This is a genomic window from Streptomyces sp. XM83C (genome assembly GCF_023072675.1).
In the GTDB taxonomy this organism is placed as follows: domain Bacteria; phylum Actinomycetota; class Actinomycetes; order Streptomycetales; family Streptomycetaceae; genus Streptomyces; species Streptomyces thermocoprophilus.
Genome location: NZ_JALLGL010000170.1, coordinates 1 through 13,818, shown reverse-complemented (window position 1 = coordinate 13,818; position 13,818 = coordinate 1). Strand labels below are relative to the sequence as shown.

Genomic DNA, 13,818 nt, shown 5'->3' with positions numbered 1-13,818 from the left:
GTGGACGAGGCGGCCCGCGCCTTCCCCCCCGCCCGCCCCCTGGAGGGCACCGCACCCACCCGCTGGGGCCTGGCGTTCACCGCGCCCGACGTACACGGCGAACGGCACGACGTGGTCGCCGAGTTCACCTGGGGCCTGCTGCAACGCACCGCGCTCGCCCCCTGAACGGCCGCCGCGCAGACCCCGGTTGACACGTCCATGCACAGCTTGTGCAGAGGATGCACGGCAACCCGCACACCGGATCCCGCCCGGGATCCCGAATCAGGGGGAACCTTGAACAAGAAGCTCGCCCGCCTTCTGGCCGTGGGCGCCGCCACCCTGGGCGCCATCGCCTTCTCCGCCTCCCCGGCGGCGGCCGGCGGTGTCTCCCGGACCATCTCCGGCGCGTACGGCGCCGCCGACTTCTACTACTCCAGCAAGACCTACGCCGACCGGATCTACCTCACGCTCCAGGACCGCGCCCCCGACGGCCACCACGTCCGTCTGCGGGTGCAGTCGCAGACCCGCGACCGCGTCCTGACCAGCTACGCCTGGCGCAAGGTCACCACCGGCTACGAGACGGTGGGCCAGTGGGTCACCGAGCTCAAGGACACCCGGGGCATCTGGTCCCTGCGCATCCAGGTCTGCGTCTTCGAGGGCGACAAGGCCCTCGGCTGCGACGTGTCCAAGTGGGACGGCAACCCGTACTACTAGGCCGTACAGCCGCACGGGCAGGCCTTGGCGCCCGCTCGCACCGCACCGCACCGGAGGGCGGTCTCCCGCAGGGGAGGCCGCCCTCCGGCCGTTCCGTGGCGCTCCCGCCGCTCACACGGCCTTGAGGATCGCCTCCACCACCCTCGGCACCGACTCGGGGTGCAGGAAAAGGAACAGGTTCGGCTCGACCAGCTCCAGCTCCATCACGCAGGGCCGGCCGTCCTCGTCGTCGGCGAGGTCCACGCGCGCGTACAGCAGTTCAGGATCGCCCGGCACGGCCGCCAGCGCCCGCTCGGCGACGTCGAGTTCGGCCTCGGTGGGCTGCCGCCGCTCCAGCCCCGGATGGGCGGTCTTCTCCGCGTCGAACGCCGTGTCCGGTGCCAGCACCGCCCGCTTGCGGCTGGCGTGCAGCAGCCGGCCGCCGAAGAACTGCAAGGCGCGCTCGCCGGTGGTGTCGATACGGCTCAGATACGGCTGGATCATCGCCGTCAGCCCCTCCGCGTGGAGGCGGGCCACATGCCGCTCCGCCGTCTCCCGCCGGTCCGGCGTGTAGCGGGCGGCGTAGCGGGCGCCCGCGCCCGACGTCGGCTTCACGACGTACTCGGTGTCCTCGGGCAGCTCGTACGGCTCGCCGGGCGCGGCACAGCGGGTCGGGACCACCGGGACGCCCGCCGCCGCCAGGTCGCCGAGGTACCGCTTGTCGGTGTTCCAGCGGATCACCTCGGGCGGGTTGGCGAGCCGGGTCACCGCGCCCACCTCGCGGGTCCACCGCAGGAACTCCCCCGCGCGCCAGCTGTAGTCCCAGGTGGAGCGGATCACCACCAGGTCGAAGCCGGCCCAGTCGACACAGGTGTCGTCCCAGGGCGCCGCCACGGCGTCCGCGCCGGCCTCCCGCAGGGCGTCCACCAGCACCGGCAGATCGCGGTCCTCGTGGAGCCCGCCACGGGGGTCGTAGGTGGCGAGGGCGATGCGGGGCTCGGGCACGACGGTCCTCCTCGAACAGTTCTTCGGACACCGGCAGGCTAGCCGGGGCTCCGGGAACCGGCACAGGCCGTTTGACCTTCCCCGAAGGGGAAGCCCCAGCATCGATGACGGGAACGAACGGCGAGGCCGGCCGGTCCGGCGCAGGCCCACGACGTCGAAGGTGGTCATGGAACACACGCACGAGCAGGGCATGCTCACCATCGGCGCGTTCGCCCGGGCCTGCCGGCTGTCTCCGAAGGCACTGCGGCTCTACGACGAACTGGAGCTGCTGCGGCCCGCCCGGGTGGACCCGCACACCGGCTACCGCTACTACACGGCCGGCCAGCTGGAGCAGGCGCGGCTGGTGGCGTGGCTGCGGCGCCTCGCGATGCCGCTGGCGGAGATCCGCCGGGTCGTCGGACTGCCGCCGGACGCCGCCGCCCGCGAGATCCGCGCCTACTGGGCGCGCGTCGAGGCGGAGACGGCCGTACGGCGGGACCTCGCCGCGTTCCTCGTCGAGGGGTTGCGGGCGCCGGACGGCGCCCCGAGGAAGGGACACACCATGCTGGAGCTCCACTACGCCGCCCGCTCCGACCGGGGCCTGGTCAGGACCGCCGACCAGGACACCGCCTACGCCGGGCGCCGGCTGCTGGCCGTCGCCGACGGCTACGGGCCGGCGGGTGCCTCCGCGAGCGGCGCGGCCGTGGAAGCACTGCGCTTCCTGGACACCGCCGAACCGCCCGCGGGCGGTGTGCTGAACCTGCTGGAGGACGCCCTGCACGGCGCGACGCAGGCCGTGCGCGACGCGACCGGGCCCGAGGAGGCGGGTACGACACTGACGGCGCTGCTGTGGACCGGGGAGGGGCATCTCGCGCTGGTGCACATCGGTGACTCGCGGGCGTACGTGCTGCGTGACGGGGAGCTGTTCCGCATCACCCACGACCACACGCTGGTGCAGTCGATGGTCGACGAGGGCCGGCTGACGCCGGAGGAGGCGGCGAGCCATCCGCAGCGTTCGCTGCTGCTGCGGGCGCTCGGCACGACACCCCCGCCCGCCGCCGATCTGCGGCTGCACGAGGCCCGCGCCGGCGATCGGTATCTGCTGTGCTCGGACGGGCTGTACGGCGTCGTCGCCGAGGACCTGCTGCGCACGCTGCTCGCCGACGCCGCCGATCCGGAGGCGGCTGTGACGGGGCTGGTCGACGCCGCCCGCGCCGAGGGCGGCCCGGACAACATCGGCTGTGTCGTCGCGGACCTGACGGAGAGGGCGGCCTGAGCGACAGGGCGGGGACCGCCGCCCGGTCCTGCCGTACCGGTACGGCAGGATCGGGCGCATGTCGCTGTCCGGTACCGACGCCCACGCCCGCCTGTCCGATCTGCCGCCCCTGGTCGCCCGTGCCGTCGAGGCGGCCCGCGCGCACGGCTTCCCGTACTCCTGCCGCCCCGAGCAGGGCCGCCTGCTGCGGGTCCTCGCCGGCGGGGCGCCGTCACTGATCGGGGAGACCGGCACCGGCTGCGGGGTGGGGCTGGCGTGGCTGGCGTCGGGCGCGCCGCGGGGCACACGGCTGGTCAGCGTGGAGCGGGACCCGGAGCGGGCCCGCGTCGCCGCCGAGGTGTTCGCCGGCGACCCGCGCGTGAGCGTCCTGGTGGGCGACTGGACACGGATCGCCGAGCAGGGACCGTACGACCTGCTGGTGCTGGACGGTGGCGGGCAGGGCAAGTCGCCGCACGACCCGGCGGCGGACGTCGACGGGCTGCTGGTGCCGGGCGGCACGGTCGTCGTGGACGACTTCACCCCGGCCGCCGGCCGGCCGCCGCTGCACGAGGGCCGGGTGGACACGGCGCGGCTGCACTGGCTGGAGCATCCGGCCCTGGACACGGTGGAGTTGCGGCTCGCGGACGATCTGGCGGCGCTCGTGGGCACGCGGCGCCGGCCGCGCTGACCGCGTGCCCGGCCCGTCGGTGGGCGGCGGGATCGGCGAGCGCGTGACGAGTGTCGAACCTGCGGCGGCGCATCGGGCCCGTGGTGGGGTAGGACGGAGGCTGTCCGTGCCGTCGGTTCCGAGGAGTGCCGCGTGTCGTCCTTGTTCCCCGCCCTCACCCGTGATCCCGGCGACGAGGTCGCCCTGCGGTTCGGCGACCGGTCCCTGTCGTACGCGCGGCTCGCTGGGGCGGCCGGCGCGGTGGGCGAGCGGGTGCGCGGCCGGCGCAGGGTCGCCGTGTGGGCGACGCCCTCGCTGGAGACGGCCGTCGGGGTCGTCGGTGTGCTGCTCGCCGGGGTGGCGGCCGTACCGCTGAACCCGAAGTCGGGTGCGGCGGAGCTGGAGCACATCCTGCGGGACAGCGACCCCGCGCTGGTGCTGGCCGCGCCGGGCGACGAGCTGCCGGAGCCGCTGCGGGGTCTGCCCCGCGAGGACGTGGACGTGGCGGCCGTGGGTCCCCGGCCCGACGACGGGGAGTGCGGCGAGGGCGATGCCGCGCTCGTCGTCTACACCTCCGGGACGACCGGCCCGCCCAAGGGGGCGGTGATCCCGCGCCGGGCGATCGCCGCGACGCTGGACGCGCTGGCGGACGCGTGGCAGTGGACGGGCGCGGACGTGCTGGTGCAGGGGCTGCCGCTGTTCCATGTGCACGGTCTGGTGCTGGGTGTGCTGGGCCCGCTGCGGCGCGGCGGCTCGGTGCGGCACCTGGGCCGGTTCTCCACGGAGGGCGTGGCGCGGGAGCTGGCGTCGGGGGCGACGATGCTGTTCGGGGTGCCGACGATGTACCACCGCATCGCGGAGGCCCTGCCCGGCGATCCGGCGCTGGTGAAGGCGCTGGCGGGGGCGCGGCTGCTGGTGTCGGGGTCGGCGGCGCTGCCGGTGCACGACCACGAGCGGATCGCGGCCGCGACCGGGCGGCGGGTGATCGAGCGGTACGGCATGACGGAGACGCTGATGAACACCAGCGTCCGCGCCGACGGCGAGCCGCGTGCGGGCACGGTCGGTGTGCCGCTGCCGGGGGTGGAGCTGCGGCTGGTGGAGGAGGACGGCACGCCCGTCAGGGCGTGGGACGGGGAGACGGTCGGGGAGATCCAGGTGCGCGGCCCGAACCTGTTCTCGGAGTATCTGAACCGGCCCGACGCGACGGCCTCCGCGTTCACGGACGACGGCTGGTTCCGCACCGGGGACATGGCGGTGCGGGAGCCCGACGGGTATGTGCGGATCGTCGGCCGCAAGGCCACCGACCTGATCAAGAGCGGCGGGTTCAAGATCGGCGCCGGGGAGATCGAGAACGCGCTGCTGGAGCATCCGGGGGTGCGGGAGGCCGCCGTCACCGGGGAGCCGGACGCGGACCTGGGTGAGCGGATCGTCGCGTGGATCGTGCCCGCCGATCCGCAGTCGCCGCCCGGTGAGCGGGAGTTGGCGGACCATGTGGCCGCGCGGCTGGCCCCGCACAAGAAGCCCCGCGCGGTGCGGTATCTGGACGCGCTGCCCCGCAACGACATGGGCAAGATCATGAAGCGGGCGCTGGCGGTGGAGGACACCCGTGGCTGAGCGGCTGACGGCGCGGGCGGCGCTCGCCCTGGTCACCGACGACTTCACCGAACTGCCGTACCCGGAGCGGGAGTACGGCCCGGACGGGCCGCTCGGCTGGGAGGGCTACGACGCCTCGCGGGCGCGGGCCGCCGGGCGGACCGGCGAGCCGGAGTCGGTGGTCTGCGGCACGGGCAGCGTCCAGGGCACGCGCGCGGTGCTGGTGTCGTTCGAGTTCGGGTTCCTCGGCGGCTCGCTGGGCCGGCGCACCGGGGACCGGCTGGAGGCGGCGTACCGGTATGCGCGTGAGCAGCGGCTGCCGGTGGTGCCGCTGGTCGCGACGGGCGGCAGCCGGATGCAGGAGGGCATGGTGGCGCTGGTCCAGCTGCAACGCGTGGCGCGGGAGTCGGCGCTGACCCGGGAGGCGGGGCTGCCGCAGATCGCGGTCGTGCGGGACCCGACGACCGGCGGCGGCTGGGCGACGCTGGGTGCGGGCGCCGACGTGGTGCTGGCGCTGCCGGGCGCGCAGGTCGGCTTCGCGGGGTCGCGGGTGCGGCCGGCGGACGCCGACCCTGCGGCCTACACGGCGGAGGCACAGCTCGCGTCGGGCGCGGTGGACGCGGTGGTGCCGTCCGGGGAGCTGCGGGCGGTGCTGGGGCGGTGGCTGCGGCTGCTGACGCGGCCGTCGCGGGAGCCGGCGCCGGTGCCGGAGCCGCTGGGCGTGCGGGATCTGCCGGTGTCGGGGCGGGAGGCGGTGGCGCGGGCGCGGTCCCCGCACCGGCCGCGCGCGGAGGCCTATCTGGACGCGTACTTCACCGGGCGGGTGGCGATCGGCGGGGACCGGTGCGGCGGCACCGACGCCGGGATGCTGTGCGGGTTCGGGGAGCGTGACGGGCGTACGGTCGCGTACGCCGCGCAGACAGGGACGGCGACCCGGCCCGCCGGGTACCGGACGGCGGCGCGGCTGGTGCGGCTGGCGGACCGGCTCGGCATTCCGGTGCTGACGCTGGTGGACACGCCGGGCGCCGCGAACGACGCGGAGGCGGAGCGGCAGGGCGTCGGCCCGGCGCTCGCGGACCTGTTCGGGGCGGTGGCGTCGGCGCGGACGCCGGTGACGACGCTGGTGATCGGCGAGGGAGGGTCGGGGGGTGCGCTGGCGCTGGCCGCGCCGGGCCGCACCTGGGCAACGCCGGACAGCTACTTCTCGGTGATCGCGCCCGAGCTCGCGGCGGCGATCCTGAAGCGTCCGGCGGAGGAGACGGGCCGTACGGCGGACCAACTGCGGTTGCGTCCGCAGGACTTGGCGGAGCTGGGTCTCGTACGCCTGGCGGGAATCGATACGAACGGGTGAGCGTCGAACAGGGGATCACCCCCTCCCCGGGTCAGGTGATCGTCACCCGAGGGGGCTACGGGGCGCGTGGCGCTGACGAATACTCACGGTGTGCGCGTGACGGGCTGCAGACCGTGACTTCCGCACTGGTCCCGACCGACGTGACACCGCAAGGAGTTGTCCCCTCATGAACCTGCTCACCGACATCCTCGCCGGGCTGATGCACATCATCGGCTGGCTGGTCTGAGGTTCGCGGGCCGCTGAACCGGCCCGAGGCGCAGCGGCGCCGTCTCCCCGTCCCAGGGAGGCGGCGCCGCCGTCCGTGTATCCGCCGGGGGCTACTTCACACCCACGGCCCGCACGATCTCCTGTACGGCCTTGCCGCCGCGGTCGTCGGACGCGGAGGCCCGCAGGGAGACGGAGGAGGCGCCGCGCGGGACGGTGAGCGTGCCGTGCCAGGACGCGCCGTCGCCGCTCAGCGGCACCGCCCGCCAGGTCCTGCCGTCGTCGTACGACGCCTCCAGGCGTCCCCCGCCGAGTGTGCCCGTGCCGGTGGCGCCCGCCACGTAGGAGGCGCTCAGCCCGACCTTCAGGCGGTGCCCGGCGCGGACGGTGCCGGCGAGGTCGGTCGGCACGTCGAAGGCCAGGTTGATCAACGGCAGGTGCACGGCGCGGTTCCCGGCCGGCGCGGCGGAGCGGAACGTCCACTCGGCGCGGCCCTCGGTGGCCAGGCCCCAGCGGGCGGCGTCCAGGCCGGTCTCGGTGACCACGGTGTAGGTGTGCTCGTCGGCGGGCGCGTCCCACACGTACGCGGCGGAGCCGCTGCCCCGGTCGGCGAGTTGCCCGTCGACGTACACCGAGGTGGTCTGGCGCATGCCGCTGTCCTCGCTCCACACGTCGCCGAAGCCGGTGTGGTCGGGGCCGGAGTCGCCCCAGCCGGGCGTGTTGAACTGCAACTGGTTCCCGGTGCGCTGCTGGCCCCAGCCGAGGCCGGTGCCGAGCCACGGGTGCCACACGGGCCGGAACCAGTCGCGCTGGGTGCGGCCGGTGCCGTGGTAGTCGACGAGGCCGCTGCGTTCCTCCAGCGCGCCGTCGGCGGTGGTCACCGACTCGTGCCACAGCTGGCCGGGGCCGGTGGAGACGTAGTCGGTGCGTTCGGCCGGGTACGAGACACGCTCGCGGAAGCCGAGGCCGATGCCGAAGGTGTCGGTGAGGGAGTAGCGGAACTCGCCGCCGTCGGCCGCCCGGGCGGCGTGGAACTTCACGTCCACCGTGCGCAGTTCCCGCCCGTGCGGGGCGTAGGTGAGGTCGGCGTCGGGGATGCGGCCCCGGTGGCCCTGCGACAGGTCGTACACGTACGGCGTGTCCACGGTGACCTGGGCGTCCACGCGGCCCGCGGCGCGCAGCCGGGCGGCGTCGGCGGTGTTCACCGTGGCGATCGGGAACGGCCGGTCGCTGCCGTCGTCCTCGCCCCACCAGGCCATGAGCCGGCCGGGCCGGTCGTCGGTGACGAACAGTGCGGCCACGCCGGCGTCCTGCGCGGCGCGGGCCAGCGCGGCCGGTTCGGTGCCGTCGGTGAGCCGTACGAGGGCGGCTTTGCCGCGCGCGCCGGCGGGGAAGCCGCCGTCGCCGGCGTCGACGAGCGGCAGCCGCAGCCGGCCCCCGGTGAGGGTGCCGCCGGACTGCACGGTGGCCTCGGTGACGCCTTCGGCGTCCAGCAGCGGCTTGCCCAGCCGCCACACCGTGCGGTACTCGAAGGTGCCCTGGGTGACCTCGCCGGTGGGCGCGGCGAAGACGCTGTCGTACGTCAGTGGCACCTGCACGGCGTCGAACAGGTCGGCGCCGTTCGCGGCACGGTCGTACTCCATGACGAGCTGCCGGACCTCCGAGCGCCGGTCGACCGCGGCCCGCACCTCGCGCAGCCGCCGCCCGTCGAGGGTGACCTCGCGGTCCCGGTCGAGGACGACCTCCGGCGCGGCGAGAAAACCGAGGCCGAGGGAGTCGGCGCCGTGGCTGCCGCGCACGTCGAGGAACGAGGTGAGACTGTAGGTGCCGGGCACCAGCCGCAGCTTCAGCGTGCCGGAGTCGCCGACCTGCGCGGGGAACGGGTCGACGCCCTCCGCGAGCCGCTGCACGACGACACCGGCGTCGGCGGGCGCGCCGTCGCGGTCGGTGACGTGGACGGTGAGGGTGTAGCGCTCCTCCTCCTTCACCAGGCCGACCGCGGTGTGCGCGAGGACCGTGCCGGAGGGGTCGGCGGCGACGATCTGCCCGCTGCTCTGCCCGACGGGGGCGTGGTCGCCGTCGCCGGTGACGGTGGTGGTTGCGGTGCCGTGCGCGGGGACGGTCAGCGCGGAGTCGGCGAGGGTCGCGACGCCGTCGGGGAGGCCGGTGAGGGACAGCGTCAGCTCGACGGGCGTGTCGGTGTGGTTGGTGTAGGTGACGGTGCGGGTGACGGGCTTGTTCGCCTCGTAGGGCCAGCTGTGGAAGCCGAGGTCGGCGCTGCCGGTGGCGGTGACACGGGCGCCGACGGCGTCGGGGACGCTGACCCGGCCCGCGCCCAGCTGGTAGGCGGGCGCGTCGAGCCGCTCGGAGGTGGACATCAGGGCATCCTTCAGCTGGGCGCCGGTCCAGTCGGGATGCTGCTCGGCGAGGAGCGCGGCCACGCCCGCGACATGCGGGGTCGCCATCGACGTGCCGTCCATGGAGGTGTACGGCCCGCTGCCCGGCGTGAGCGCGGAGCGGGCGGCGAGGATGCCGACGCCGGGCGCGGACAGATCGGGCTTGAGGGCGTTGTCGCCGTAGCGGGGGCCGCCGCTGGTGAACCAGGCGGCCCGGTCGGCGGAGTCGACGGCGCCGACGGTCAGCGCGGCGTCGGCGGAGCCGGGCGAGCCGATCGACTGCGGGGTGCCGGTGTTGCCGGCGGCGATCACGAACAGGGCGCCGGTCTCCGCGGACAGGGTGTTCACGGACTCGGCCATCGGGTCGGTGCCGTCGCTGGGCTCCGTCGAGCCGAGGCTCATCGAGATCACCTTGGCGTGGACGTCGCGGGCCGCCCACTCCATCCCGGCGATGATCTGCGACTCGCTGCCGGAGCCCTGGTCGCTGAGGACCTTGCCGACGGCGAGCGTCGCGCCCGGCGCCACGCCCTTCTCGGCGCCGTCGGACGCGGCACCGCTGCCGCCGACGGTGGAGGCGACGTGGGTGCCGTGGCCGTTGCGGTCGGCGACCTCCTGCCCCTCGACGAAGCTGCGGGAGACGGCGACCCGGCCCGCGAGGTCGGGGTGGGTGAGGTCGGCGCCGGTGTCGAGGACGGCGACGGTGACGCCCTTGCCGGTCAGGCCCGCGTTCCAGGCGGCCTCGGTGCCGATCTGGGCGTTGCTCTGCGCCATGTCCGCGGTGACCCGGGCGTCCAGCCACACCTTCGCCACTCCGGCCTGCCGGGTGACGGACCGCCAGAACGCACGCCCCTTGTCCGCCTCGACGGCCGTGCCGCGCACGCTGGGCAGGGAGCGCGTGGCCTCGGCCGCGGCGGGGAGGGCGGCGCGGGCGCCCTTGCCGTAGGTGACGATCAGCGGCAGCTCGTCGGTGCGGTCGTCGGTCAGCCCCTGCCGTATCAGCGCGCTGACGTCGAACAGCCGCCGGTCGAGCCGCCCGGACCGCAGATACGGCAGTGCCTCGTCCGGTACGACAGTGATCTCGCCGTCCGCCGACCGCGTGCGCACGGCGCCGGTGGCGCCCCTCGGGCGGTCCACGGACACCGTCCGCTTCCCGCCGCCCAGTTCGGTCACGGTCACCTTGTCGCCGGTGACCAGGGTGACGGTACGGCTCGCACCGGGCGCTCCCGCCGGGGTCCGGGTCTGCGCCGGGGTCTCGGCGGGCGAGGCGCCGGACGGCCCCGGGGGTGCGGCGGCCGAGGTCGCGGCCGGCAGCAGGGCCAGCATCAGCCCCGCCGACAGGAGGGTCGCCCCGCGTCTGACAAGTGCACTGCGCATACAGGCCTCTCTTCGTCGCGTGTCCGACGAGTCTCAGGGGACCTGTGTGACAAGGGAGTTGACGAGCAGCGGCGGAAACGCGCCCTGGCGGGTTCCCGCCACCGGTGTGCGCAGGAAGCGGGCGGACGCGCGACAACTTCAAGTACCTTCCGTAACAATGGAGATGCACAGGGCGAGAGACGACGGGGGCACTGTGGAAGGCCTGGTGGAGTTCAAGACCGAGGACGGCGCGGTGATCGCCGTCGAACCGGCCGCGGAAGCGGGCGGCTCCCGGCTGGTGGCGCGAGGCGACGGGGCCGTGCAGGCCTCCCGCACCTTCGAGGGCGCGCTGGACGGGGTGCGCGCGGCGGCCGAGTCCGCGCTGCGCGTCTTCCGTGACGGCACTCTGCGGCCGGACGGCGTGGAGATCGAGTTCGGGGTGAAGCTGTCCGCGGAGACCGGCGCGATCATCGCCAAGGGCACCGCGGAAGGGCATCTCGTGGTGAGACTGACCTGGTCGCCGCCGGCCGGGGAGGCCGGCGCCACGTCATGAACCACGCCCGCGCAGGCGCCCCGCCGACCGGCGCCGAGTGGCACGCCCGTGTCGAGTCCGGCGGCCGGATCGCGGGCGCCGGCTTCCTCGTCACCCCGGACACCGTTCTGACCTGCGCCCATGTGGCGCTGGGGCGGGAGCCGCTGGAAGTGACCTTCACCGAGGGCGTCGGCCGGCCCACCGTGCCGGCGCGGATCGTCGCGCACGGCGGCTGGGCGGGCGGCGCCACCGACCCCGGCGATCTCGCCGTGCTGCGGCTCGCCCAGCCGGTCCCGTTCACGCCGGCCGCGCTCGCGCCCGCCTCCGCCGCGTACGGGGACCCGCCGCGCAAACTCGTCGTGTACGGCTACCCGGACGGCTACGACGAGGGCACCCTCGCCGAGTACCGGGTCACCGCCGCCCAGCTGATCATGCGGGAGTGGCTGCAAGTGGAGGCCTGGCATCCCGACGGGCAGCCCCTCGAACGGGGCTTCTCGGGCGCCGCCGTCACCCTCGCCGACACCGGCGAGGTCGTCGGCATGGTCACCGCGTCCGGGACCCGGGGCGTACGCAACGGGCGCATGATGCCCACGCACGTCATGGCCCGGTACTGGCCCGACCTGGAAGGCCTCGTGCCGGCGGCCGGGCACACCGCCGACGTCCGCACCCGGCTGCGCGCACTCGTCGAACAGGCCGCCCGCGCGGGCCTCGACTGCGACCCCGTACGCCTCTACACGGCCGCCGCCGGACCGTTCGACCCGCCGCCGCCCGACGAGGGTTTCGACTCGCTGCTGTCGGCGGCCCTGTTCGTGCTGTGCGAACTCGACGGACCCGGCGCCGCGCAGACCGTGGCCCGCTTCACCGACCGCCTGCATCAGCTGCTGCACCGCCCCCCGGCCCCCGGCCCGGACGCCCCGGACTGGGCGCCGATCCTGGTGGAACTGGGCCACAGCGGCGCCGGCGACGACATGATCCGCATGGAGGTGTCCGCGTACAGCGAGGGCCGCCGCCACCCCGTCGACTCGGACACCGTGCCGCAGTCCCGGCTGCGCACCCGCGTCCAGGACGGCATCGAGGCCGCGTTCCGCTACCTCACCCCCGGCGCCGACGAGCTGATCGCGTTCTCCCTGCCCCGCGACTGGCTGGACTGGCCCGTGGACCGGTGGGAGAAGGCCCCCGACGACACCACACCGCTCGGCTGTGCGCACCCCCTCGTCGTCACCGACCACAGCCGCCGCAAGGCCAGCACCCGCCATCTGCTCACCCGCGTGTGGAGACGTCTCGACAGCCGGCCCACCGCCCCGGCCGCCCGCGTGGACTGCGGCGGCGCGGAGGACCCCGCCCGGCTGCGGATGCGGCTGCGCCGCGGCGAGGCCGGGCTCGCCGCGTTCGCCTCCGTGCCCCGCGCGCCCCGCACCCGGCGGCACTTCGACACCTCGCTCACCGCGCCCGCGCCCGCCCTGGTGTGGTCGCGGCACGGCTGCGACGGCGACGAGTGCGCGGGCGGCGACGGCTGCACCGGCAAGGCCTTCCTCGACGAACTGGACGCCGCCGTCGCCGGTGTGCCGCCCGCCGAACTTCCCCGCCGCATCCTCGACCTGCGGGAGGAGGCCGACGCCGAGGACGGCCACTGGGCGCGGGACATCCAGCTGGTCTGGGACGACCCCCGGATCTTCACCGACCCGCACGGCGGCGCCGCCCCCGCCCGGACACCGGTCGGCTGACCGGCGCCGCAGAACGGAGAGTTGACCCACCCCATGCCGCACTGGTCCGTGTACACCGGCAACAGCGCCCCGCACGACGGTATCGACGAGCTGCCGCCGCCCCCGCCGTGGCGTGCCTTCGACGGCAGTCCCGTCCTGCCCCCGCCGCACGACGGGGACGACGAGGCCGCCGTCTCCCCCGACCGGGTGCACCGGGCGAAGACCTATGTGGCGACGCCGGAGAGCGTCCGGCTGGTCAACGCCGCGCTCGTGCTGCGCCGCCCGCTGCTGGTGACCGGCCCGCCCGGCACCGGCAAGTCGTCCCTCGCCTATGCCGTCGCCCGCGAACTGCGCCTCGGGCCCGTGCTGCGGTGGAACATCACCAGCCGCAGCACCCTCGCCGACGGCCTCTACCAGTACGACCCGCTGTCCCGGCTGTACGCGGCCCGGCAGGCCACCGCGGCGGGCGGCGACACCGGCGGGCCCGGCCCGGGCGCCGACGTGGAGGACCATCTGCGGCTCGGCCCGCTCGGCACCGCCCTGCTCCCCTACGCACGGCCGCGGGTCCTCCTCGTCGACGAGATCGACAAGAGCGATCTCGACCTGCCGAACGACCTGCTGAACGTGCTGGAGGAAGGCCAGTACGAGATCCCCGAACTGGTCCGCGCCGCCCGCCGCTCCGCCGACACGGCACAGGTCCTCGCCGACGGCACCGACACCCCGGTGACCGTCACACGGGGCCGGGTGCGCTGCCGGGCGTTCCCGTTCGTGGTGCTCACCAGCAACGGGGAACGCGAGTTCCCGCCGGCGTTCCTGCGCCGCTGCGTCCGGCTGCGGCTGCGCCGCCCCCAGCGGGACCAGCTCACCGACATCGTCCGCGCCCACCTCGGCCCGGCCGCCGAAGGCGCCGAACCCCTCATCGACCGCTTCCTGACCCGCGCCTCGACCGGCGAACTCGCCACCGACCAACTGCTGAACGCGCTCTACCTGACCGGCGTCGCGGGCCTGGACCCGGCCTCCCGCGACGAACTGGCCGAGCAGCTGATGCCGTACCTGAGCGCAGCCGCGGACGGCGATGGGTTCTGAGCGGGGGGCGGGCGCCCGGGGG

At 75.2% G+C, this 13,818-nt stretch carries 10 protein-coding genes; 8 read left to right on the top strand and 2 right to left on the bottom strand.

Annotated features, from left to right (window positions below; translation table 11 throughout):
• Window positions 1-273 precede the first annotated feature (273 nt).
• On the top strand, window positions 274-693 hold the full coding sequence (locus MTQ10_RS19315; protein ID WP_247469745.1) for a hypothetical protein: 420 nt from the start codon (window positions 274-276) through the stop codon (window positions 691-693).
• A 111-nt stretch (window positions 694-804) separates the two neighbouring features.
• On the opposite strand, the gene MTQ10_RS19310 is transcribed toward MTQ10_RS19315, so the two are convergent.
• The gene (locus tag MTQ10_RS19310) at window positions 805-1,677 is read right to left on the bottom strand and encodes an ATP-grasp domain-containing protein (protein ID WP_247469743.1); all 873 of its coding nucleotides are present in this window, start codon (window positions 1,675-1,677) and stop codon (window positions 805-807) included.
• 166 nt (window positions 1,678-1,843) lie between these two features.
• On the opposite strand from MTQ10_RS19310, the gene MTQ10_RS19305 reads away from it, so the two are divergent.
• The 4 genes from MTQ10_RS19305 (at window position 1,844) to MTQ10_RS19290 (ending at window position 6,522) form a co-directional block, all read left to right on the top strand.
• Window positions 1,844-2,932, top strand: coding sequence for a MerR family transcriptional regulator (locus MTQ10_RS19305; protein ID WP_247469742.1), 1,089 nt, complete (start codon window positions 1,844-1,846; stop codon window positions 2,930-2,932).
• 58 nt (window positions 2,933-2,990) lie between these two features.
• Window positions 2,991-3,599, top strand: a complete 609-nt coding sequence (locus MTQ10_RS19300) for an O-methyltransferase (RefSeq protein WP_247469741.1) — start codon at window positions 2,991-2,993, stop codon at window positions 3,597-3,599.
• Window positions 3,600-3,731: 132 nt separating this feature from the next.
• A complete protein-coding gene (locus tag MTQ10_RS19295; protein WP_247469739.1) occupies window positions 3,732-5,192 on the top strand; it encodes an acyl-CoA synthetase in 1,461 nt (486 codons plus the stop codon).
• Complete coding sequence (locus MTQ10_RS19290) at window positions 5,185-6,522, top strand: carboxyl transferase domain-containing protein (RefSeq protein WP_247469738.1); 1,338 nt, start codon at window positions 5,185-5,187, stop codon at window positions 6,520-6,522. Before MTQ10_RS19295 ends, MTQ10_RS19290 begins: the two co-directional genes overlap by 8 nt.
• A gap of 317 nt (window positions 6,523-6,839) precedes the next feature.
• Here the strand turns inward: MTQ10_RS19290 and MTQ10_RS19285 are convergent, their stop codons facing one another.
• Entirely contained in the window at window positions 6,840-10,496 is a 3,657-nt protein-coding gene (locus tag MTQ10_RS19285; protein WP_247469737.1) for a S8 family serine peptidase, read from the bottom strand.
• 193 nt (window positions 10,497-10,689) lie between these two features.
• On the opposite strand from MTQ10_RS19285, the gene MTQ10_RS19280 reads away from it, so the two are divergent.
• The 3 genes from MTQ10_RS19280 to MTQ10_RS19270 are packed head-to-tail and all read left to right on the top strand — an operon-like array spanning window position 10,690 to window position 13,796.
• Window positions 10,690-11,028, top strand: coding sequence for a CU044_2847 family protein (locus MTQ10_RS19280; RefSeq protein WP_247469750.1), 339 nt, complete (start codon window positions 10,690-10,692; stop codon window positions 11,026-11,028).
• Complete coding sequence (locus MTQ10_RS19275; protein WP_247469736.1) at window positions 11,025-12,731, top strand: VMAP-C domain-containing protein; 1,707 nt, start codon at window positions 11,025-11,027, stop codon at window positions 12,729-12,731. The genes MTQ10_RS19280 and MTQ10_RS19275 overlap by 4 nt, the downstream gene beginning before the upstream one ends.
• Before the next feature lie 33 nt (window positions 12,732-12,764).
• Complete coding sequence (locus MTQ10_RS19270; protein ID WP_247469747.1) at window positions 12,765-13,796, top strand: AAA family ATPase; 1,032 nt, start codon at window positions 12,765-12,767, stop codon at window positions 13,794-13,796.
• The last annotated feature ends 22 nt before the right edge of the window (window positions 13,797-13,818 follow it).